This window comes from Streptacidiphilus sp. PAMC 29251, from assembly GCF_054208735.2.
In genome coordinates this window covers 1243205-1261723 of the sequence record NZ_CM135725.2, presented here as the reverse complement: position 1 = coordinate 1261723, position 18519 = coordinate 1243205, and the positions used below count along the sequence as shown (strand labels likewise).

The window sequence follows — 18519 nt, the reverse complement described above, 5'->3', positions numbered from 1 at the left end:
ATCTGCCAAGACCGAGATCGGCCCGCTCCTGCGGCAACATGGCCCGGGAAAGCAGCGGAGGTCGTCCCCGCCTTCCGGCGGAAGAGGCCTGTGACCTGCACGAATGCTGGTCGGGACGACAGGATTTGAACCTCCGACCCCCTAACCCCCAGCCAGTGGTCGTCTCGTTGCTACCTCCGCGCACCCGTTCCGCCGATGCGGGCACGGCATGCCGTCCGGCGCACGATCCGGGCCGATCGGCCCCATGCCGGATCCCGCCGGCGCGCGCACAGTGAGGTCAACGACGAGGGACACCAGGAGAAGGCCATGGCAGCGACACATCATCACGGCACGACGGGCACGACGGGCACGACAGCACGCGAGCCGCGTCCCGCCTCCGCGCGGATCCCCTGGGACGGGCTGCCTCGGCACACCCCCGTCGGTGACCTGATGAGCCACCAGGTCGTCGCGGTCAACCCCAGGACCGACTTCGCCACGCTGGTCGCCGCGGTGCGCGACCACCACCATGACCTGCTGCCCGTCGTCGATGCCGAACGCCGGGTCATGGGCCTGGTCGCAGCCTCTGACCTTCTCGCCAAGCTCGCCTTGACGGCCATCCCGCCGCGGGGTATCCGCTTCGAAACCCGCCAGCTCCGCGCATTGCGCCGCAAGGGCGCGGCCGTCGTGGCCAGTGAGCTGATGACCACCCCGGCCTGGACCGTCACGGCCCGGACCAGCGCCGCCGACGCGTCCTGGGTGGCCCTACGGCACCGCATCCACCACCTGCCCGTCACCGACGACCAGCACCGCCTGGTGGGCATGGTCTGCCTGTGCGACCTGCTCAAGGCCGTGAACCGGGACGACGCGGAGATCCGCTCCGAGGTCCTCCACCTCGCCCTCGCCACCGACACCGGCACCGACCGAGCCACCCTGCGGGTGGACTGCGACCACGGCCGGATCCTGCTCGACGCCCGCACCACCCGGCGCAGCCAGGCCAACACGCTCCTGGACCGCGTCCGTGCGGTCGAGGGCGTCGTCGACGTCGCGGAAACCCTGCGCTGGGATATCGACGACCTCCTCACCCCACTGACCCCGCACCGCCTGTGACCACCGCGGCTTCGACCGCCGCCATTCCCGGAAAGGGATGAGCAATCATGACCACCCTGCACACGGTCCGCGACGTCATGACCACCGAACCGATCTCGGTGACCCGCCAGACCGCCTTCAAAGACGTGGCCGAGCTGCTCAGCTCACACCGCATCAGCGCAGTTCCGGTGCTGGACGACCACGGCCTCATCGTCGGCATCGTCTCGCAGGGGGACCTGCTTCCCAAGGAGGCCTACCGTGACCGCGTCCCCACCCGGCGCGAGATGCTGCTGCACCTGGAGGAGTTCGAGAAGGCAGGTGGCATCACCGTCGGCGACATCATGACCGTTCCCGTCGCTGTCATCGGTCCGCACGCCACCCTCAGCCAAGCCGCCAGGATCATGGCGAGACGCCACGTGCGTCGGCTACCGGTCGTGGACGGACGTGAACAGGTGGTCGGCATCGTCAGTCGCAGCGACCTGCTCAAGGTCTTTCTGGTCAGCGACGAGCAGCTCACCGGCGCCGTGCTCGCCGAGCTGAGGCAGGCACTCCCGGGCACCGACACCGGTCGCCTCACGGCCACCGTCGAGGACGGCCGGGTCACCATCGGCGGCGCCCTGGACGACACCAGGACGGCTTCCACCGTGGTCAGGGTCGTCCGCGCGGTTGAAGGAGTCGTCGACGTCCAGGTGCGCCTCGACGATGTGCACCATGTGGGTCCCCTGCCGCAGTTCAACGAGCTCTACTGACTCCGCCGCCGTGCGCCGTCCGCCCACTTCGGGTGGCGCACGTACGCTCCCGCCAGCCCTTCGACCGACGCCGCCGGCGTCGGCGACCTGCTGGCCCGGGCCTGGACCACACGGGGCCGCCGGCATATCCGCCCCCGCCTCCGAGCTGCGCCCAACGGAGAACCCCACGCCGCTACTTGCCCAAGGAGCCCCGCCGCCATGACCGAACAGACCCACGTACCCGAGCCGGTCACGGCTTCACCGGCCACGGCCACGGCCACGGTCGCGCCCGAGTCGGTGACCGGTTCCACCGAGGGCACCTCGCGCGCCAACCGCGGCGTGTGGATCAGGGCGTTCATCTACGTCATCGGTTTCCATATCTTCGCCGGGTTCGTGATGCTGCTGTTCTTCTTCGGTGGACGCGGCCGCTGAGCTACCGCATCGCCCGGACGTCCATAGTCGCGGTCCTCCCGGCGAACTGAGCCGGGAGACGCCAGTGCCACCGCCATGGATGCCGCCAGGCGAGGGAGCCGTGGGTCGGCGGAACGGCCGATGTCCTGTCCGGTCCCGGCCGCCGTCGACCGCTCCAGTTTTCGGTCACCCCCGCGGGCGTGCCTCGCTAGTGGGTGTCGGCTGTCTCGACGCTGGCCCGGTGCTGGCGGATCTCGTCGTGGTGGGTGATGGCCCAGTCGATCAGGGAGACCACGATGCCGATGAGGCTCGCGCTCAGCGGGGCGAGGGCGTATTCCACGCGTGGCGGCACCTCGGCGTAGGCGGTCCTGGTGATCAGGCCGTCCTGGTGGAGCTGGGACAGGGTGCGCGAGAGCATGCGCTGGGAGATGCCGGGGATGGCGTGCAGCAGTTCGGTGTAGCGCATCCGGCCGTCCTGCAGGGTCGCGATCACCATCAACGTCCACTTGTCCCCGACCCGATCCATGATCTGGCGGACGAACTCCGCGTGCTCGGCCGGGATGCGGGAGCAAGGCCCCTGGGCGGCGTCCATTGCGGACATTCTCCTTCGGTAACGGACACGGATGTGCCTTTTGTAGGCCTTCTCATACTGGCCTATCGTGATGCTACATACCAATCGTAAGTGTCCAGGTCAGGATGTTCTGACCGGTGCACATCGATCTGGCCAACGCATACGGACGGGGCTTCGCACGAGCCCGGGAGACCAGCCGCCGAGGCCGAACGTGCGCGCGTTGGCGCACCCACCCCTGACTCACTGGGAGGCACTACATGTCCGGATCCGCACCGACGTATGGGCAGCAGGATGGAACACCGCCGCCGAGCAGCTACCGAGTGGTCGAAACCGGGGTGACCGGGGCGGGCCTCTCGACGATCGCCCGGGACGAGGTCGTGCCCGTCGATACCGTCCCGGACGGGCGCGGCCTGGGCCGGCTCTGGGAGGGCGACGGGGTGCTGCCGGGCGGCGACGCGTTGGAATCAGGGGACGACGCGGTGGAGTCGCCGTTCTTCCCAGGGGTGGGCGGGGTGCGGTTCTGGTCGGTGACCGTGCCCCCCGAGGCCCCTGACGCTCCGCCGCCCGCGGAGTTCCACCACACGTCCACCCTCGACGTCGGGTTCGTCCTGTCCGGGCGGATCGTGCTGGAGATGGAGGACGGGACGTCCGCGGAGCTGTCGGCGGGGCAGGCGTTCGCCCAGCAGGGCACCCCGCACCACTGGCGGAATCCGTACTCCGTGGACGCCGTCATCGCGGTCGTCATGATGGGCCGGGAGCAATGACGGAACACGGGCCATCTCGATTCGACTGAGCAGGCCTCTCACGTTTCGCTGTGGCAAGCTCGGGTGGTGACTCGCGGCATGCACAAGCCGGACCGCAGCCAGGCCGACCCGGCCGCGCTGCTGCTGGGCTTCCTGGACTACTACCGCTCGGCTGTCGCCCGGAAGATCGAGGGGCTGAGCGAGGAAGAGCTGCGCACCAGTCGGCTGCCGTCCGGATGGTCACCGCTCCAACTGCTCAATCACCTGGTGTACATGGAGCGGCGCTGGCTGGTGTGGGGCTTTCTGGCCGAGCCGATCCCGAGCCCTTCGGGGACGACGACATCGAGGGGCGCTGGCAGGTCCTCCCCGAGGACACCGCGGTGGCGCTCCTCGCGGCACTGCGGAAAGGCGGCGACCGTACTCGTGACATCGCCCACCGGAGCGCGATGACCGAGGTCGCCCAGACGGGTGGCCGGTTCCAGGAAGGCGACATGCAGCCACCGCCGACCTTGGCCTGGACCCTGTGCTACAACGTCACCGCGGTCAGCGTCCCCGTGCCCCCGGACGCGGCGCAGCGTGGGCCGGCGCCGAGCCCGTCGCCGTGATGACGGCAGGCGTGCCCCCGGGGTTCAGCCCCTGGACGCGCCCAGGAAGCGCAGCACGGCGAGCACCCGGCGGTGGTCCGCATCGGCCACCGGCAGGTCGAGTTTGGCGAAGATGTTGTTGATGTGCTTGGCCACCGCGCTCTCACTGACCGTCAGCGCCTCGGCGATGCCGGCGTTGGACCGGCCCTCCGCCATCAGGGCCAGCACCTCCCGCTCGCGCCGGGTCAGAACGGCCAGGGGGTCGCCGCGGCGGAGCAGAAGTTGGGCGACGACCTGGGGGTCCAGCGCCGTTCCCCCCTCGGCCACCCGCCGTACCGCTGCTGCGAAGTCCTGGACATCGGCCACGCGTTTGCTTGAGCAGGTAGCCCACTCCGCCCGTGTTGGTCGCCAACAGGTCAGTGGCGTACCGCTCCTCCACGTACTGCGAGAGCAGGACCACCGCCGTGCGCGGCCGGCCGCGGCGGATCACCGCGGCCGCCCGCACGCCCTCGTCGGTGAAGGTGGGCGGCATCCGGACGTCCACCAGAGCGAGTTCGGGCTGGTGCTCCTCGACGGCGGCCAACAGCGCTTCCGCATCGCCGACTTCCGCGACGACCTGGAAGCCGCCCATCTCCAGCACTTTGACCAGGCCGACCCGCAACAGCACCGAGTCCTCGGCGATCACCGCGCGCACGGCAGCTCCACCGTCACGGTCGTCGGTCCCCCGACGGGGCTGCTGAGCCGGAAGACGCCGTCGACGGAGCCCACCCGCTTGGCCAGCCCGCTCAACCCCGTGCCACCGGAGGGGTCGGCGCCGCCCAGCCCGTCGTCGGTGACGTTCACCCGCAGGACCGTCCCGACCCGTCGGACCGTCACCTCGACCCGCGAGGCGCCGGCGTGCTTGGTCACGTTCGCCAGCGCCTCGGAGACCACGAAGTACGCAACCGACTCCACGGCGGGCGCCGCCCGTTCCGGCAGCTCGACCCGCAGGCGCACCGGCAGCGGAACTCGGGCGGCCAGTCCGGACAACGCCGCGTCCAGGCCCCGGTCTTCGAGCACCGCCGGGTGCAACCCGCGTACCAGATCCCCGAGTTCGGCGATCGCCGCCTTCGCCTCCAGGTGCGCTTCCGCCAGCACCTCGCGGGCCTCGCCCGGCAGGTCGGGGCGGGTGGCCATGGCCAGTCCCAGGTTGACCGCCAGCGAGACCAGCCGCTGCTGGGTGCCGTCGTGCAGGTCGCGCTCGATCCGGCGGCGCTCGGCATCGACCGCCTCGATCAGGTCGGTGCGGCTGCCCGCCAGGTACGCGACCCGCTCCTGGAGCCGATCGGCCCGGCTGGGTCCGAGCAGCGCCACGGCGGAGCGCGACTCCGCCCGGGCTACCACCCCGGCGAGCCAGGGAAGGAGGGACAGCAGAAAGAGGCCGAGCACGGTGTAGCACGGCATCAGCGTCGCCCAGCCAAACCAGTCGCGCCGCACTCCGACCGGCACCGCCCACACCCAGCCGTACCCGGTGGCGCCCGCCAGACCCACCGCCGCCGCCGCCAGCACCAATAGCTCCGACATGGCCAGCAGCGGGCCCAGCAGCAGGTGGTACCCGACCTGGCGCCAGGCGCGCGGCGAGGAGAGCCACCGCAGGGCCGTGGCCGGCGACCACCGCTGCGGCACGGGCGCCGAGCGACGGATGTCCACCCCGAGCAGCGCCCGGTGCCGGTACCGCTGAACCGCCGTCAGCACCGGGACGCCGCTCAGCACCAGGGCGACGGACACCGGGAGCGCGAGCGCCCAGTTCCCCGTCCTGGCAGTGGTCGTCGCGCCCCAGGACCACACGGGCACCAGCGCCAGGTGCACCGGGACACCCGTGGCCAGGAAGCCGGTGTCCCGCCGCGCCCGCCGTGCCAGGCGCCCCAACCGGGGTGGAATCGTCATGGCTCGACGTTAGAGCACCTCAACACGGGCCTGCCATGGATCTTGTATCCGCATCCATGGTGAACCCAGTACCACCACGCCGGGGCCGGGTCTCAGAGGACGTCAAGTCCCTTTTCTGCAAGAGATCACCTACCCCGGGCAACCGAACGCCATTCGCTTCACCACGCTCTAGCATCAACATCCATGAACACACTGCTCGTGACCGGTGGACTGGCACTCGTCGGGTACTTGGCGACCTACCTCAACAGTGTGCGACTGGCACAACGACAGGCTCGCCTGGCTCGCGTCAACCTGCAGTTGAGTGAGTTCTACGGCCCTCTGTTCGCGCTGATGGAGGCCAACAGCAGGACCTACGACACCTTCGCCGAGAAGTACGCCCGACCCGATGGGCGCGATCCGTTCGACCATGAGATACCGCCCACGGCGGACGAGCTCAGCGAGTGGCGCACGTGGGCCACCACCATCTTCATCCCCAACATCCAGGCGATGCGCGACGTCGTGGTCACCAAGGCCGATCTTCTCATCGAGCAGGAAATGCCCCCTTCTCTGCTCCAGCTGTGTGCCCATGTCTCCGGCTACGAGATCACCGCCGCACGATGGTCACAAGGTCGCTACGAGGAGCACACATCACTCATCGCCTACCCTGGAAGGGAGTTGAGAGCCTACACGCGCGACCGATTCACCCTTCTCAAGAGAGAACAGGCAGCCCTCCTCGGCCGTACCGCCGGCGCGGGGCGCCGTCCCAGGCTCTTGGGTCGCCGACCGTGAATCCGAGCCACGAGCGGAGCACGACGGTGGTCTCAGCAGTCATCCGGTCCGCACCGATTGGTGCTCTTGCCTGGGGCGCGCCACCCAAACCACCGGCCCGACCGGTCCGGCTGAACTGGCAGGGATCCAAGGGAGGGCGGTCACGCGCGGTCTGTGCCGTGGGTGAGGTGCACGATGTGCGAGTCCGGGCCGGGGAAGAACACCGTGGTCCGGCCGTTGTCCGACCAGCGGACGTCGAACGGGGGAGTGCCGTCGGGATGGTGCAGTCCGACGACCTCGCCGTCTCTGCGGACGGTGCCGGTGCGCGTCTTCTCGACCACGATCTCGTCTCCGAGGGCAGCTGTCATCATGGACATCCGTTTTCTCCTCTGCGTGTACGGGTGCCGCCGCGGGCGGCTGTGTCCGCGATCGGCCTGAGGCCACAGGCCCGATCCCTGGCGGCGACGGAAGTGGGAGTCAGGCCGCAGTCGACTCCAGGGCGGCGCGAGCACGGCGTTCGGCCAGGACGGGGACGAAGGCACGGAGCCGGCTGTCGCTGAAGTGGTCGAGCGCGGCCGTGACGGCCGTGTCGATCTGCTCCGGGGTTCGGCGCTGTCCGTAGTCGCCTCTGAGTCGGGCGGCAATCTGGGTGAATGTCTCGTTGTCGGCTATTGCCGGGGACATGTGTCTCCTTCCCCCTGCATCCGGTGGGCACGCTCAGGGGAGGGCGATGACCACCTTTCCGCGCAGGTGCTTGCCGGCGAAGTCGGAGACGGCCTGGACCGCGTCGTCGAAGGGGTAGCGGGCTCCGATCTCGATCTGCAGCGCGCCGGATGCCGCCCGGTCCGCCAGATCCTGGAGGTCTCCGGGCTCGGCGGTGAAACTGCCGATGTAGGTGCCGGTGATGTCCCGCCCGAGGTCGACGGGGCCGTTCAGGGGAGAGACCACCTTGCCGCCGGGGTGGGCGGCGCGGGCGGTGCCGGCGAGGGCGGCGCCGCTGTTGATCAGGTCCACGACCACGTCCACCCCGCCGGGCACCAGGCGCAGGGTGTCCGCGACGAGGTCGCCCGTCCTGTAGTCGACGGTCTCATCCGCCCCCAGTGCACGGAGGTAGGAAGCGTCCTCCTGCGTGGCTGTGGCGATCACCCGGGCGCCGGCCGCCCGCGCGAGCTGGACGGCATAGAGGCCGATACCGCCGGTGGCGCCGATGATCAGGACGCTCTGCCCTGCGCCGAGGCCGACGGCGCGCAGGAGGCAGGTGGCGGTCATACCGGACTCGGGGATGGCCGCGCCGGCCTCCGCGCTGAGCCCGGCAGGGCGTTCGGCCAGGTGGGGGCCGACATCGACGACGGTGTACTCGGCCACCGAGCCGGCCTGGCCGACGAAGGCGATGACCGCGTCGCCAGGTGCGTAGCCGGTGACGCCGCTGCCGATCGCCTCGACGGTTCCCGCGGCGTCCATCCCCACGGTCAGCGGGTGTTCGACCGGGAACAGCGCTTTGGCTGCCCCCGTGATCAGGGCGAGGTCCAGCGGGTTGAGCGCGGCGGCCTGCACCTTCACCAGCACCTGCCCGGGCCCAGGGCTGGGCGTTGTGGCGGTGGTGATGGTGATCTTGTCGAGCGGACCGTATCCGGTGGCCACGAGAGCCTTCATGGTGGAACTCCTCGATCGTGAGAGTGCGGGAGTGCGGGAGTGCGAAGGGATGGAGGCGGGCCTGCTCGGCCTCCGCCTTCTGTTCTATTCCGACTCGGTCCCCACCGCGCGGTGAGCGCCGGGCCGCTCGGCGATGTCAGGCGAAGGCGGTCTTCAGGGCGAGGAACGCGGTCTTGGGGTCGGAGAGGGCGTGGTAGATCGGGGGGACGGTCTTGTCGATGCCGAGCAGGCCGTAGACGGCGTGCATGGCGCCGCGGACCGAGTACTCGACGGTGAAGACCACGTCCTCGGGCAGCTCGACGTACTGGCCGAGGAAGGCGAAGTTGGTGGCGCCGCGGGGGATGACCAGCGGGCGGTCGTGGGTGCTGCGGCGGGAGAACTGGCTGGTGATGTAGGGCATCATCGCCGTGGTCACGGTCGTGGTGGCGTGCACCTCCTCGGCGATGTCCGCGAAGCCGAGGTGTCCGAGCAGTTCGGTGAGGATCTCCTGGCCGGTGGCCTCGGACATCTTCTTGGCGATGTGGTCGCCGGTGGTGTCGACGAACAGGCTGTAGCCCCAGAGGGTGAACACGCCCTCGGGCTGACCGGCGAAGTGCGGCTGGTGCGGGACCACGATCGACATCAGCCAGTTGGAGTCCTTGAAGGTCATCAGCGCGCCGGCGCCGGGGGCGTCGCCGGTGAACTTCTCGATCCGCTCCAGCAGCAGCGGGCTGCGCATGGTCAGCGTGAAGGACTCCCACTTCGCTTCGCCGACATTGCCGTTGAAGACGCCGGGGCGGCCGAAGTCGGGGGCCTTGCGGGCCAGGGTCTCCCACAGCGCCCAGCCGCCGTCGCGGTGGTCGCGGACCAGCTCGGGGACGGTGTGGTCACCGCCGTGGCCGGCGTCGGCGGTCATCGAGCCGAGGGTGAGGAACACCAGGTCGCCGGTGCCCAGTTCGCAGACCTCGGGGCTGCCGTCGCGCTCCAGGTGGATCCGCTGCGCGTGGCGGCCGGCGCTGACGCCGGTGGCGGTGCCGGTGAAGTCCACGTCGGTGACCGTGACGCCGTGCTCGAAGTGCACGCCCTGCTCGGTGAGCCAGCTGTGCAGCGGGCGGACGATGGAGTCGTACTGGTTCAGCCGGGTCCTGCGGACCCCGGACAGGGTGTGGATGCGGGAGAACTCCTGCATGAAGCGCAGGAAGTAGCGCTTGAGCTCGATCGCGCTGTGCCAGTTCTGGAAGGCGAAGGTGGTGCGCCACATCGCCCAGAAGTTGGTGGCGAAGAAGTGCTCGGAGAAGAACTCGTCGATCCGCCGCGACCCGATCACCGCTTCCGGCAGGGCCAGCAGGCGGGCCAGCTCGACCCGGTCGTGGGCGTTGAACCCCAGCTGCGAGGCGTCCAGGATGCCCTGGTCGCGGCCGATCAGCCGGGCGTGGGCCTCGGTGGGCCACTTCTCGTTGAACTCCCGGATCTCCTCGCGCACCGAGACCGCCGCGTCGTCCAGGGTGGGGATGGTCTCCAGCAGGTTCCACAGGCAGGTGTAGGCCTCGTCCTCCAGCATTCTCCCGCCACGGGTCACATACCCCTGCTCGGCGGCGCCGCTGCCGTCCAACGAACCGCCCGGGACCGGGAGCTCCTCCAGGATGTGGATGTTCTCCCCCGGGAAGTCGGCGTCCCGGATCAGGAAGGCCGCCGCCGACATGCCGGCGATGCCCGCACCCACCACGTAGGCCTTGTTGCCGAGTCCGCCGTTGCCCATGATTGCTCCCGCATCTGGTTCCCGCGCCGAAGCGGCGCATCCGCCGGGTTCGGCGGGTGTCTCCACTCTCGGCCCGCGGCGCCGCGTACACAGAGGGCCGAACGGCCCCTGCGTCGCGGACGACCGGTCCCTTCCGTCGGCCGTTCAGAGCGCTTTGCGGCGCTGCAGCCAGGCGAAGGCGAGCCAGCCGGGCAGCACGGGCAGCCAGAACGTCAGCAGCCGGAACAGCAGGACCGCGGTCAGCGCGTCGGCGTAGGGAATCCCGGTGGTCTGCGCCAGGGCGCCGCTCAGCACGGCCTCCACGCCGCCCACCCCGCCGGGGGTCGGAACCGCGGCTCCCAGGGCGCCGCCGATCAGGTCGGCGATCGCCACGGCGGCGAAGCCAGGATGCTGGCCGAGGGCCAGGGCGCACCCGTAGAGGCAGAGCGCCGAGGTCAACGAGACCAGGAGCTGTCCGACGATTCCGACGGCCAGCCTGCGCGGATGCTGGAGCAGATCCAGCAGACGTGGCAGCACTCCGACGAACAGCTGATGCAGCCGTGCGGAGGCTCGCCGTCGCACCGGCCCGACGCCGGCCCCCGCCAGGACGACGACGGCCGCGACGAGCAGACCGACGATCAAGGTGGGGGAGGCGGAGAGTGACGGGCTGTAGTGGCCACTGGCCAGGTAGCCGAAGACCAGCACCAGCAGGAGATGCAGAATCAGTCCGATCACCTGGGAGGCGCCCACGCTGGCGATGGCCTTGCGCGGAGGGATCCCGGCGCGCTGCAGAAAGCGCGTATTGATCGCCATGCCGCCCACCCCGCTGGGTGTGATCAGATTGACGAAGGAGCCGGCAAGCTGCACCAGACCTGCCTGACGCAGGTTCAGCTTCTCGGGCACGAATCCCACAAAGCTCATCGTGGCGGCCACGTAGCTGACGACCGAGGCGAGCGCGGCGAAGGCCACCCAGCCGGGCTGCGCCCTGGTGAAGGCGCTGAGCGGATTTCCGTTCCCGCTGGAGAGCTGGAGCACCAGGAAGTAGCCGGCCACGGTGCCGCCGAACACGGTCACCAGGGTGCGCGGGCGCAGCCGCTCCAGACGCACGGGCTGAACCGGTGCCTGGGGCAGGGTATGCAGGATCTCGTCGCGGATCTGGGCGAGCAGGTCCGGCGGTGGAGCGGGGCCGGTGGCTTTCTTGAGCGCGGCCCGGGTGCTGCCGGACAGGGCCAGCGGTTGGAGCAGCGGTACCGACGCGCCGACCGCTTCTCGACCGAGGACGGCGAACGAGGAGGCGACGGCGCGTTCCGGTCCCACCCGCAGGGCCAAGGTCGTGAGCAGTTGGGCGACGTCCGAGCGCAGTGCGATGTCCCCGGCCGCGATGTCGCCGTCCTGAAGGTTCACCAGGTGGACGGCGCGGTGTTCGTCGACGATCAGTGAGGCGGGGACCAGGGTGCGGTGGACGATGCGCCGACCGCGGAGGAGCTTCAGCTGCTCCCAGGCGTCGGCCAGAAGGGTGTCGGTGAGCTCGGCGTCGGCGAGCTGGTCCAGGGTGCGTCCGGTCAGCGGCTCGAACACGTTCAGGGCGGCGTCCGGGCCCAGCTCAGAGGCGGCCAGCAGTTGCCGGGTGCGAACGCCGGCGGCCTGGGCGGCGAAGCAGAGCAGCGCTTCCTGCTTCAGCGCACCACGCGGCGACAGCAGGCTGCGGCGCTGGGGCGCGATGCGCAGGCGCAGGTGTCGCCAGACCCGGACCAGGAAACCGGAGGCCGACAGCTCCCGGTCCAGGATCTCGATATCGAGATCCTGATGACCCGGCCCCTGGTTCACCAGGTAGTGGTGCGGTTCGTGCGGCGTGGTCGCGGGAGTCAGGACCGCGGACACCGGGGTGAAGCCGAGCCGGCGCAGACTGGCGAACAGGCCCTCCAGGCTGGGACGCGCATTGGGGGCGCCGAGGAGGTAGGTCGTGCCGTGTGCGACAGTCCAGGCGATCAGCAGAGTCAGTAGCAGCGACAGCGCGCTCGTGTAGCCGCCGGCCAGCGCGGTCAGTGCGTCCAGGCTCGGCAGGACCAGCAGCGCGGCCGTCCAGCGCGGTCGTTTCGTCGCCCCGGCGGCCATCATCAGAGCGAGCACCAGCGCGAGGTGGCCGAGCACCGGCTCGGTCGCGCCCGACCCGGTGGGCGCCGGGTGGGTCAGTGCGGCGACGACCGGGTGCGGAGCCAGGTGGGTGACCCACAGGTCCACAGCGAGGGCCGACGCGTAGGCCAGGGCAGCCGCGAGCACGCCGTCGGCCAGGCGGGCGGTGTCGCGTCGGATGATCCGCTGCGCGGCGAACGCGACCGGTAGCAGCAGGACCGCGAGGGTGGAGAGCGACCGGGCCGCACCCAGCAGCAGCGACGGAGCGTGACCTGCGCCTCGGACCACGTCGGCGTTGAGGCCGCCCGCCGTGTCCTGGGCGGCGTCGGCCACCAGCAGGGTCAGGCCGATCAGCAGGAGGCCGAGGACCAGACGGATCAGGTCCTCGGCACGACGCGCCCGGGCCGGGAGGAGGAGGGCCTCGGGTAGGACTCCGACGCCTCCGTCGTCGACGGATTGCTCCATCTCAGCCCCGACCGGGTCAACGCTCCTGGTCCCGGACGATGACCACAGGGCAGGTCGCGTGCTGGACGCAGTGCTGGCTCACTGAACCCAGGGTGGCGCCGGCGAATCCGCCGAGTCCTCGGCTGCCGAGAACCAGCAGGTCAGCGCTGCGGGAGGTGTCCAGCAGCACCTGGGCCGCATTGCCGAGCGCCACCGTTTCCCGGACGTCGACGGGGGTGTCGTCCCCGACCGCCTGGTGGACGGCCTCCGCAAGCACCTTGCCCGCGTACTCCGAGAAGCCGGCGTCCTGCATCGGCGCCTCCCACCCGTACAGCGCCGGGTAGTCCCAGGTGATCACGGCGTCGAGGACTCCGCCGACCAGTCGGGCCTGGCGAAGCGCCCAGCTCAGTGCCGCTCGCGAGGACGGTGAGCCGTCGACTCCCACGACGATCCGCGCGGGGCTGTTCGCTGTTCTGTCCATGGGACACCTCGCTGCTCGGTTGACACTCCGCATCCTGTGCCCGCGCGCGGTGCCCGGGACAGGGCCGAGCGGTCCCCAACCCCAGGGCCGTTCGGCGTGGTGTGCGCCGGTGGTCCCCGGCCGGGGGCCGGTTGGCCCCTGCCCTGGGCGAGGGGAGGACCGGATGCTGGGTGTTGTGCCCCGTGCGTCAGCACAGCGGATCAAGGGGCTGCCCGCACGTCCCTACCTGAGGAGCTAGCCATGAGTGGTTCGACCGTACGAAGCGTGGTGGTGGGCATCGACGCCTCGAGCCACGCCCAGGAGGCCCTGGACTGGGCCGCGGACGAGGCCGTGCTGCGCGCAACTCCGCTGCGGATCGCGCACGCCTGGACCCTGGCTCCGCACCGGGTGCCGGGCACGGACGGGGTGGTGGTGGCGACCACCATGATCCAGGCAGCGGAGGAGATGCTGGCCCGGGCCGGCAGCCGGGTCCAGGAGCGGCACAGTGGGCTGCGGGTGGACTTCGAGGTGCTGCCCGAGGAGGCGGTGCCGGGGCTGATCCGACTGGCGGAGGACGCCGAGCTGCTGGTGGTGGGCTCCCGGGGGCTGAGCCGTTTCTCGTCCGTCCTGATCGGCTCGGTCAGCCAGAGCCTGGTCGCGCACGCGTCCTGCCCGGTCGTGGTGTTCCGCGGCGCTTCCGACGGCACCGTCCCGGCGGCCGAAGCCGCAGTGGTCGAGCCGGGGGACGCGGCGACGCTGCCCGGTCCCGGCGCGGTCGTCCTGGGGGCTGCCCCCGGCGAGGTGGGCGCCCCGGTGGAGTTTGCCTTCGCCGAAGCGGACCGGCGCGGAGTCGCATTGCTGGCCGTCCGCACCTGGATGTACCCGCCGAGCTACAGCGGTTACATGGTGATGCCGCCGGACGACTCGGACGAGCGGAACGGGGAGGAGACCAGGGACCTGCTGGAGGTTCTTGCCGCCGCCCGCAAGGAGTACCCGGACGTGCGGGTGTTCACCGAGGTCGGGATGAACGATCCATCGATCGCACTGGTCCGGGTCTCGGCCGGGGCCGGCCTGGTGGTGGTCGGCGCCAACCGCCACCGCAACCGCTTCGCGCTGCCGATCGGCCGCGTCGCCCAGCAGGTGCTGCACCACGCCCACGCGCCCGTTGCCGTGGTTCCGCACGGGCACCGCTGACCGACCACCCGTCTCGTACCCCCACCACCGAAGGACAGTGAGCGCGCAGTGCCGCGAGAATCCATGCGTCCGCCGTCCGGCGGGCAGAGCATCCAGGCCCGTCACCTCACCAAGCAGTACGGGGCGACCCGGGCGGTCGACGACCTGAGCTTCGACGTCAGTCCCGGTCTGGTGACCGGCTTCATCGGACCCAACGGTTCCGGCAAGACCACGACCATGCGGCTCATCCTCGGCCTGGACACGCCGACCCGAGGCGAGGTGACCATCGGTGGGAAGCGGTACCGGGATCTGCCGGCGCCGCTGCGCGAGGTCGGCGCCCTGATCGACGCCAAGGCCGTGCATCCGAGCCGGTCCGCCCAGCACTACCTGCTGGGCCTGGCGCAGAGCAACGGCATCGCCTCGGCCCGGGTGGGCGAGGTGCTCGGACTGGTCGGGATGGACGCGGTGGCCGGCCGCCGGGTGGGCGGCTTCTCGCTCGGCATGAACCAGCGCCTGGGCATCGCCGCGGCCCTGCTCGGCGACCCGCCGGTACTGATGTTCGACGAGCCGCTCAACGGGCTGGATCCCGAGGGCATCGTGTGGATCCGGCAGTTGATGCGCAACCTGGCCGCCGAGGGCCGCACCGTGTTCGTCTCCAGCCACCTGATGAACGAGATGGCCGTCACCGCCGACCACCTGATCGTGATCGGCCAGGGCAGGCTGCTGCGCAACGAGGGAGTCAATGAGTTCGTGGAGTCGAGCACCCAGCACCGGGTCCTCGTCCGCTCTCCTCAGCTCGACGAACTCAGCACCGAACTCACCGCAGCCGGTGCCCAGGTGAAACCGGGAATCGAGGACAGCATCGAGGTGTCGGGCATGGACAGTCATGCGATCGGGGACCTGGCGGCAGCCAAGGGGCTGACGCTGCACGAACTGGCCACCCAGCGTGCCTCCTTGGAGGACGCCTTCATGGACCTGACCCGGGACAGCGTCGAATTCCGAGCGAGCGAGGCCGCAGCATGAGCGCCGATGTCGTCCCCGTCCCCGTCCCGACCGCAGCGGCCGGCCCTGCCGCGGCCGGCTCCGCCTACCGGGCGGCGGGTTTCACCGACTCGCTGCGCTCGGAGTGGACCAAGGCACGTACCGTTCCCTCCACCCTGTGGTCGCTGGTGGCCGCCGCCGTCCTCGGCATCGGGCTCGGAGCGCTGATCAGCGCGCTCTCGGCGCACCAGTACGCCACCGGAACCCTGCGGACACGGGTGCTGTGGGATCCGACCTCGATCAGCACGGCCGGCCTGTCGATCGCGCAGCTCGCGATCGGCGTCCTCGGGGTGCTGCTGATCACCTCGGAGTACTCGACCGGTGCGATCCGCAGCAGCCTGGCCGCGGTGCCGCGCCGCGGACGCTTTCTGGCGGCCAAGGCCGTGGTGATCCTCGCACTGTCGCTCCTGGTGGCCGAGGTCGTCACCTTCGCGGCCTTCTTCCTCGGGCAGGCCCTGATCTCGGGTCAGGCGCCGACCGCCGCTCTCTCCCAGTCCCAGGTACTGCGGGCCCTGGTCGGCTGCGGACTCTACGCGGCCCTGATCGGACTGCTCGGGCTGGCCCTGGGCACCCTGCTGCGCCACGCCGCCGGGGCCATCACCGTCCTGGTCGCGCTGCTGTACGTACTGCCCGGGATCGCCGCGGCGCTGCCGGCCTCGATCGAGCAGAACGTGGAGAAGTTCTGGCCCACCCAGGCGGGCCAGCAGATCACCTCCGTGGTCCGCGCCGCGCACACGCTGAGTCCCTGGGCGGGCTTCGGAGTGTTCTGCCTCTTCGTCGCGATCGTCTCCGCCGCCGCCTTCTACGCGCTGAACCGCCGCGATGCCTGAACCGGCAACGTCGTTCGAGAGCTCGCTGTCCGACGGCCTGTCGGACGCGGTGTTCAGCGTCGCCGAAGTCAAGGGGCTGCCCGCACCCGTGCGGCGGTACCTGCAGGCCGCGATCGCCCCGGGGACACCGCTGATGACGAGTGCACGGCTGCGGATGCGGGGCCGGATCAGGATCGGACGGTGGCTGCCGTTCACCGCCCACCAGACGCTCAACCCCCACCGGGGATTTGTCTGGACCGCCCGCGTCGCCGGGGTCATCACCGGGTCCGACCGCTACCTGGACGGCGCCGGCGCCATGAGCTGGAAACTCGCCGGCCTGTTCCGCGTCGCCGCCGCGGAGGGCCCGGACGTCTCGCGCAGCGCCGCGGGCCGGGCCGCCGCCGAGGCCGTCTGGCTGCCGACCGCGCTGCTCCCACGCTTCGGCGTCACCTGGTCCGCCGAGGACGCGCACCACATCACCGCCCACTACCGGATCGGTACCACCGCGGTCGACCTCCACCTCACCCTCGACCGACAGGCCCGGATCCGCTCGCTGGTCTTCGAGCGCTGGGGCGATCCCGACCGCAGCGGAACCTGGGCCCCGCGTCCCTTCGGCGGCGAGGTCACCGGCTACCGCACCTTCGCCGGCCTCACCATCCCCAGCGCGGGTCGCTTCGGATGGGACTGGGCCACCGAGCGGTGGTCGGCGGGCGAGTTCTTCCGCTACGAGATCACCGGGCTCAACGGGCCCTCGGAGTAGGGCCGTTCGGCCGAACGGTGGGGCCGGTGGAGCATGCCGCCGTCCGGTCCGGCGGCTCGGGACCACTGGCCCCCCGGGCGGCCCCGAATGACCCTGCGCCGGACGTGTCCCACGGACACAGACTGGCCAGGACGGCGGCCCACCGCCGCGACCGAGGAAGCGAGTACCCGATGGAAACGCCCGCAGCCGCACCCACCCCGCCCCTGCCCGCGCCGCGACTGCCACGTCTCGGCGCGGCCCTGGCCCGCCGTCACAATCCGCTGCTGCGCCGGACCGACGTCCTGCGCCACCGGTTCGGCACCCTGCTCCTGCTGGGGCTCGCCGCGGCTGCGTCCCTGTCCTTCCTGCTGGCCCTGCACATCGACCATGACGACCGCGCGGGCGTACAGCGCTACACCGCGGCGCTACGGCAGGTTCAGGCAGTTGCGATCGGCGACGCCGACCAGCAGCGAATCGCCGCAGGCGCCAAGTACGTCAGTCCGGTCCGCTGGACCGATGCCGCAGGAGCCACGCACCAGGCCCGCGCCGTCGTCCCGGGCACCGCCGACGCAGGCAGCACCGTCGCTGTATGGCTGGACGCCAAAGGCCGGCCTGTCACCCCGCCGACGAGCGCGGCGGACTCCGCCGGCAAGGCAACCTTCATCGGCTTCCTTGCCTTCCTCGGCGCCGTCTCCCTGATCACCACCGCGGTCTCCTTCGGGCGCGCCCGTCTGGACCGCGCCGATCTCCAGGGCTGGGAACTCGACTGGCAGCGCGTCGAACCCGCCTGGACCGCGCGGTGATGACGGCGCATCACCACTGTTTGTGCTGAGCCTTTCTGCTTCCCCCGAGCCGGCAGAGAAGCAAGTCCGCCTCCTTGCGAGGCGGACGCTGCGCATCGGTGCATCCGTGCCGCCCTTCGAGTAGGGCGGCATCGCCCTTGACGTACCGTCAGCAGGCTTGGCCCTGCCGGACATATCCGGCCTGGCCGTGGTTCCACCGTGACGTTTCCGGAAGCGCGAAGACCTGGCAGCCGTAGCGGCTGCCAGGTCTTCGCGGAACACCACACGAACGGGCTGGTTCATCGATGCGGGGTACCGCCAAGGCGTCTACCGGGCCCTGTGTGCGAGGCGTTCGTGTGCTGCCTCGACCAGCACCCGGACCTGTTCGGCGGGCAGGTCGATGTGCTCAGTGATCCACTGCGTCGGGTAGCCGTCGGTGGCCAGGATCCAGGCGTTGTGCAGGCGCGCGAGCCCTGGGCCGTCCGGGGTGAGCAGCCAGGGGCTGACCTCCCGGGCGGGAAAGCCGTCCAGCGCCTGTGGGGTGAAACCGTCCGAATAGCCGGCACTGCGCGAGTGCGGCCGCTCAGCGCCCCGCCACCAGCGTCGGCCGGTCGGTCGGGGCGGGACGGGAGGGGTGTGGCTTCTGTTGACCGGAGGCGTGTTCACACGGGTGAGCATGGTCCACGCTCATCGGCCTGGTCACCGTCCAATAGGCCCTTGTCGAAGGACCTCTGGCCGCCGCGCACAGCGTTGGCCGGGCTGCATGATGGAGAAACCCCCTCCTCGGTGTGAA

Annotated in this window: 19 protein-coding genes and 2 pseudogenes; 11 read left to right on the top strand and 10 right to left on the bottom strand. The window is 70.7% G+C overall.

Annotation, left to right across the window (positions count from 1 at the left end):
• Positions 1–306 precede the first annotated feature (306 nt).
• From ACXKR8_RS05930 to ACXKR8_RS05920, 3 genes are all read left to right on the top strand, one after another.
• Positions 307–1086: a CBS domain-containing protein gene (locus tag ACXKR8_RS05930; RefSeq protein WP_458271833.1), complete on the top strand. Its 780-nt coding sequence runs from the start codon at positions 307–309 to the stop codon at positions 1084–1086.
• Between the two features lie 47 nt (positions 1087–1133).
• Complete coding sequence (locus ACXKR8_RS05925; protein WP_458271832.1) at positions 1134–1814, top strand: CBS domain-containing protein; 681 nt, start codon at positions 1134–1136, stop codon at positions 1812–1814.
• Between the two features lie 198 nt (positions 1815–2012).
• Positions 2013–2225, top strand: coding sequence for a DUF6126 family protein (locus ACXKR8_RS05920; RefSeq protein ID WP_458271831.1), 213 nt, complete (start codon positions 2013–2015; stop codon positions 2223–2225).
• A 187-nt stretch (positions 2226–2412) separates the two neighbouring features.
• On the opposite strand, the gene ACXKR8_RS05915 is transcribed toward ACXKR8_RS05920, so the two are convergent.
• Entirely contained in the window at positions 2413–2796 is a 384-nt protein-coding gene (locus ACXKR8_RS05915; RefSeq protein WP_458271830.1) for a winged helix-turn-helix transcriptional regulator, read from the bottom strand.
• Between the two features lie 236 nt (positions 2797–3032).
• Between ACXKR8_RS05915 and ACXKR8_RS05910 the strand changes: the two genes are divergently transcribed.
• Together ACXKR8_RS05910 and ACXKR8_RS05905 are read left to right on the top strand one after the other, a co-directional pair.
• Positions 3033–3539, top strand: coding sequence for a cupin domain-containing protein (locus ACXKR8_RS05910; protein WP_458271829.1), 507 nt, complete (start codon positions 3033–3035; stop codon positions 3537–3539).
• 78 nt (positions 3540–3617) lie between these two features.
• Complete coding sequence (locus ACXKR8_RS05905) at positions 3618–3968, top strand: mycothiol transferase (RefSeq protein WP_462100350.1); 351 nt, start codon at positions 3618–3620, stop codon at positions 3966–3968.
• A gap of 179 nt (positions 3969–4147) precedes the next feature.
• Here ACXKR8_RS05905 and ACXKR8_RS05900 read toward each other — a convergent pair.
• A pseudogene (locus tag ACXKR8_RS05900) lies at positions 4148–4796 on the bottom strand (response regulator).
• Entirely contained in the window at positions 4784–6028 is a 1245-nt protein-coding gene (locus ACXKR8_RS05895; protein WP_458271826.1) for a sensor histidine kinase, read from the bottom strand. The pseudogene ACXKR8_RS05900 and the gene ACXKR8_RS05895 overlap by 13 nt, the downstream one beginning before the upstream one ends.
• Positions 6029–6211: 183 nt before the next feature.
• Between ACXKR8_RS05895 and ACXKR8_RS05890 the strand changes: the two genes are divergently transcribed.
• Positions 6212–6796 carry a hypothetical protein gene (locus ACXKR8_RS05890; protein ID WP_458271825.1) on the top strand — a complete coding sequence of 195 codons (585 nt, stop codon included), beginning with the start codon at positions 6212–6214 and terminating at the stop codon, positions 6794–6796.
• A gap of 158 nt (positions 6797–6954) precedes the next feature.
• On the opposite strand, the pseudogene ACXKR8_RS05885 reads toward ACXKR8_RS05890, so the two are convergent.
• The 6 genes and pseudogenes from ACXKR8_RS05885 to ACXKR8_RS05860 all read right to left on the bottom strand — a co-directional run.
• Positions 6955–7143, bottom strand: a pseudogene (locus ACXKR8_RS05885) (DUF1918 domain-containing protein); the annotation flags it as partial.
• 109 nt (positions 7144–7252) lie between these two features.
• Positions 7253–7459 carry a three-helix bundle dimerization domain-containing protein gene (locus ACXKR8_RS05880; RefSeq protein ID WP_458271824.1) on the bottom strand — a complete coding sequence of 69 codons (207 nt, stop codon included), beginning with the start codon at positions 7457–7459 and terminating at the stop codon, positions 7253–7255.
• A 33-nt stretch (positions 7460–7492) separates the two neighbouring features.
• The gene (locus tag ACXKR8_RS05875) at positions 7493–8428 is read right to left on the bottom strand and encodes an NADP-dependent oxidoreductase (RefSeq protein WP_458271823.1); all 936 of its coding nucleotides are present in this window, start codon (positions 8426–8428) and stop codon (positions 7493–7495) included.
• A 136-nt stretch (positions 8429–8564) separates the two neighbouring features.
• The gene (locus ACXKR8_RS05870; RefSeq protein WP_458271822.1) at positions 8565–10166 is read right to left on the bottom strand and encodes an oleate hydratase; all 1602 of its coding nucleotides are present in this window, start codon (positions 10164–10166) and stop codon (positions 8565–8567) included.
• Between the two features lie 144 nt (positions 10167–10310).
• A complete protein-coding gene (locus ACXKR8_RS05865; RefSeq protein WP_458271821.1) occupies positions 10311–12743 on the bottom strand; it encodes a lysylphosphatidylglycerol synthase transmembrane domain-containing protein in 2433 nt (810 codons plus the stop codon).
• 16 nt (positions 12744–12759) lie between these two features.
• Positions 12760–13203, bottom strand: a complete 444-nt coding sequence (locus ACXKR8_RS05860; RefSeq protein WP_458271820.1) for a universal stress protein — start codon at positions 13201–13203, stop codon at positions 12760–12762.
• A gap of 240 nt (positions 13204–13443) precedes the next feature.
• Here ACXKR8_RS05860 and ACXKR8_RS05855 point away from each other — a divergent pair, with 240 nt between their 5' ends.
• From ACXKR8_RS05855 to ACXKR8_RS05835, 5 genes are all read left to right on the top strand, one after another.
• The gene (locus ACXKR8_RS05855; protein ID WP_458271819.1) at positions 13444–14376 is read left to right on the top strand and encodes a universal stress protein; all 933 of its coding nucleotides are present in this window, start codon (positions 13444–13446) and stop codon (positions 14374–14376) included.
• A 48-nt stretch (positions 14377–14424) separates the two neighbouring features.
• A complete protein-coding gene (locus ACXKR8_RS05850) occupies positions 14425–15378 on the top strand; it encodes an ATP-binding cassette domain-containing protein (protein WP_462100349.1) in 954 nt (317 codons plus the stop codon).
• A complete protein-coding gene (locus ACXKR8_RS05845; RefSeq protein WP_458271817.1) occupies positions 15375–16226 on the top strand; it encodes an ABC transporter permease subunit in 852 nt (283 codons plus the stop codon). Before ACXKR8_RS05850 ends, ACXKR8_RS05845 begins: the two co-directional genes overlap by 4 nt.
• Positions 16219–16965: a DUF6544 family protein gene (locus ACXKR8_RS05840; RefSeq protein WP_458271816.1), complete on the top strand. Its 747-nt coding sequence runs from the start codon at positions 16219–16221 to the stop codon at positions 16963–16965. The genes ACXKR8_RS05845 and ACXKR8_RS05840 overlap by 8 nt, the downstream gene beginning before the upstream one ends.
• Before the next feature lie 170 nt (positions 16966–17135).
• A complete protein-coding gene (locus ACXKR8_RS05835; protein WP_458271815.1) occupies positions 17136–17747 on the top strand; it encodes an Rv1733c family protein in 612 nt (203 codons plus the stop codon).
• 306 nt (positions 17748–18053) lie between these two features.
• Here ACXKR8_RS05835 and ACXKR8_RS05830 read toward each other — a convergent pair whose 3' ends face one another.
• Positions 18054–18392, bottom strand: a complete 339-nt coding sequence (locus ACXKR8_RS05830) for a hypothetical protein (RefSeq protein ID WP_458271814.1) — start codon at positions 18390–18392, stop codon at positions 18054–18056.
• Between the last annotated feature and the right edge of the window lie 127 nt (positions 18393–18519).

Coding starts and splice junctions, on each gene's coding strand:
- ACXKR8_RS05930 (WP_458271833.1), top strand. CDS start 307: ATGGCAGCGACACATCATCACGGCACGACGGGCACGACGGGCACGACA.
- ACXKR8_RS05925 (WP_458271832.1), top strand. CDS start 1,134: ATGACCACCCTGCACACGGTCCGCGACGTCATGACCACCGAACCGATC.
- ACXKR8_RS05920 (WP_458271831.1), top strand. CDS start 2,013: ATGACCGAACAGACCCACGTACCCGAGCCGGTCACGGCTTCACCGGCC.
- ACXKR8_RS05915 (WP_458271830.1), bottom strand. CDS start 2,796: ATGGACGCCGCCCAGGGGCCTTGCTCCCGCATCCCGGCCGAGCACGCG.
- ACXKR8_RS05910 (WP_458271829.1), top strand. CDS start 3,033: ATGTCCGGATCCGCACCGACGTATGGGCAGCAGGATGGAACACCGCCG.
- ACXKR8_RS05905 (WP_462100350.1), top strand. CDS start 3,618: ATGCACAAGCCGGACCGCAGCCAGGCCGACCCGGCCGCGCTGCTGCTG.
- ACXKR8_RS05895 (WP_458271826.1), bottom strand. CDS start 6,028: ATGACGATTCCACCCCGGTTGGGGCGCCTGGCACGGCGGGCGCGGCGG.
- ACXKR8_RS05890 (WP_458271825.1), top strand. CDS start 6,212: ATGAACACACTGCTCGTGACCGGTGGACTGGCACTCGTCGGGTACTTG.
- ACXKR8_RS05880 (WP_458271824.1), bottom strand. CDS start 7,459: ATGTCCCCGGCAATAGCCGACAACGAGACATTCACCCAGATTGCCGCC.
- ACXKR8_RS05875 (WP_458271823.1), bottom strand. CDS start 8,428: ATGAAGGCTCTCGTGGCCACCGGATACGGTCCGCTCGACAAGATCACC.
- ACXKR8_RS05870 (WP_458271822.1), bottom strand. CDS start 10,166: ATGGGCAACGGCGGACTCGGCAACAAGGCCTACGTGGTGGGTGCGGGC.
- ACXKR8_RS05865 (WP_458271821.1), bottom strand. CDS start 12,743: ATGGAGCAATCCGTCGACGACGGAGGCGTCGGAGTCCTACCCGAGGCC.
- ACXKR8_RS05860 (WP_458271820.1), bottom strand. CDS start 13,203: ATGGACAGAACAGCGAACAGCCCCGCGCGGATCGTCGTGGGAGTCGAC.
- ACXKR8_RS05855 (WP_458271819.1), top strand. CDS start 13,444: ATGAGTGGTTCGACCGTACGAAGCGTGGTGGTGGGCATCGACGCCTCG.
- ACXKR8_RS05845 (WP_458271817.1), top strand. CDS start 15,375: ATGAGCGCCGATGTCGTCCCCGTCCCCGTCCCGACCGCAGCGGCCGGC.
- ACXKR8_RS05840 (WP_458271816.1), top strand. CDS start 16,219: ATGCCTGAACCGGCAACGTCGTTCGAGAGCTCGCTGTCCGACGGCCTG.
- ACXKR8_RS05835 (WP_458271815.1), top strand. CDS start 17,136: ATGGAAACGCCCGCAGCCGCACCCACCCCGCCCCTGCCCGCGCCGCGA.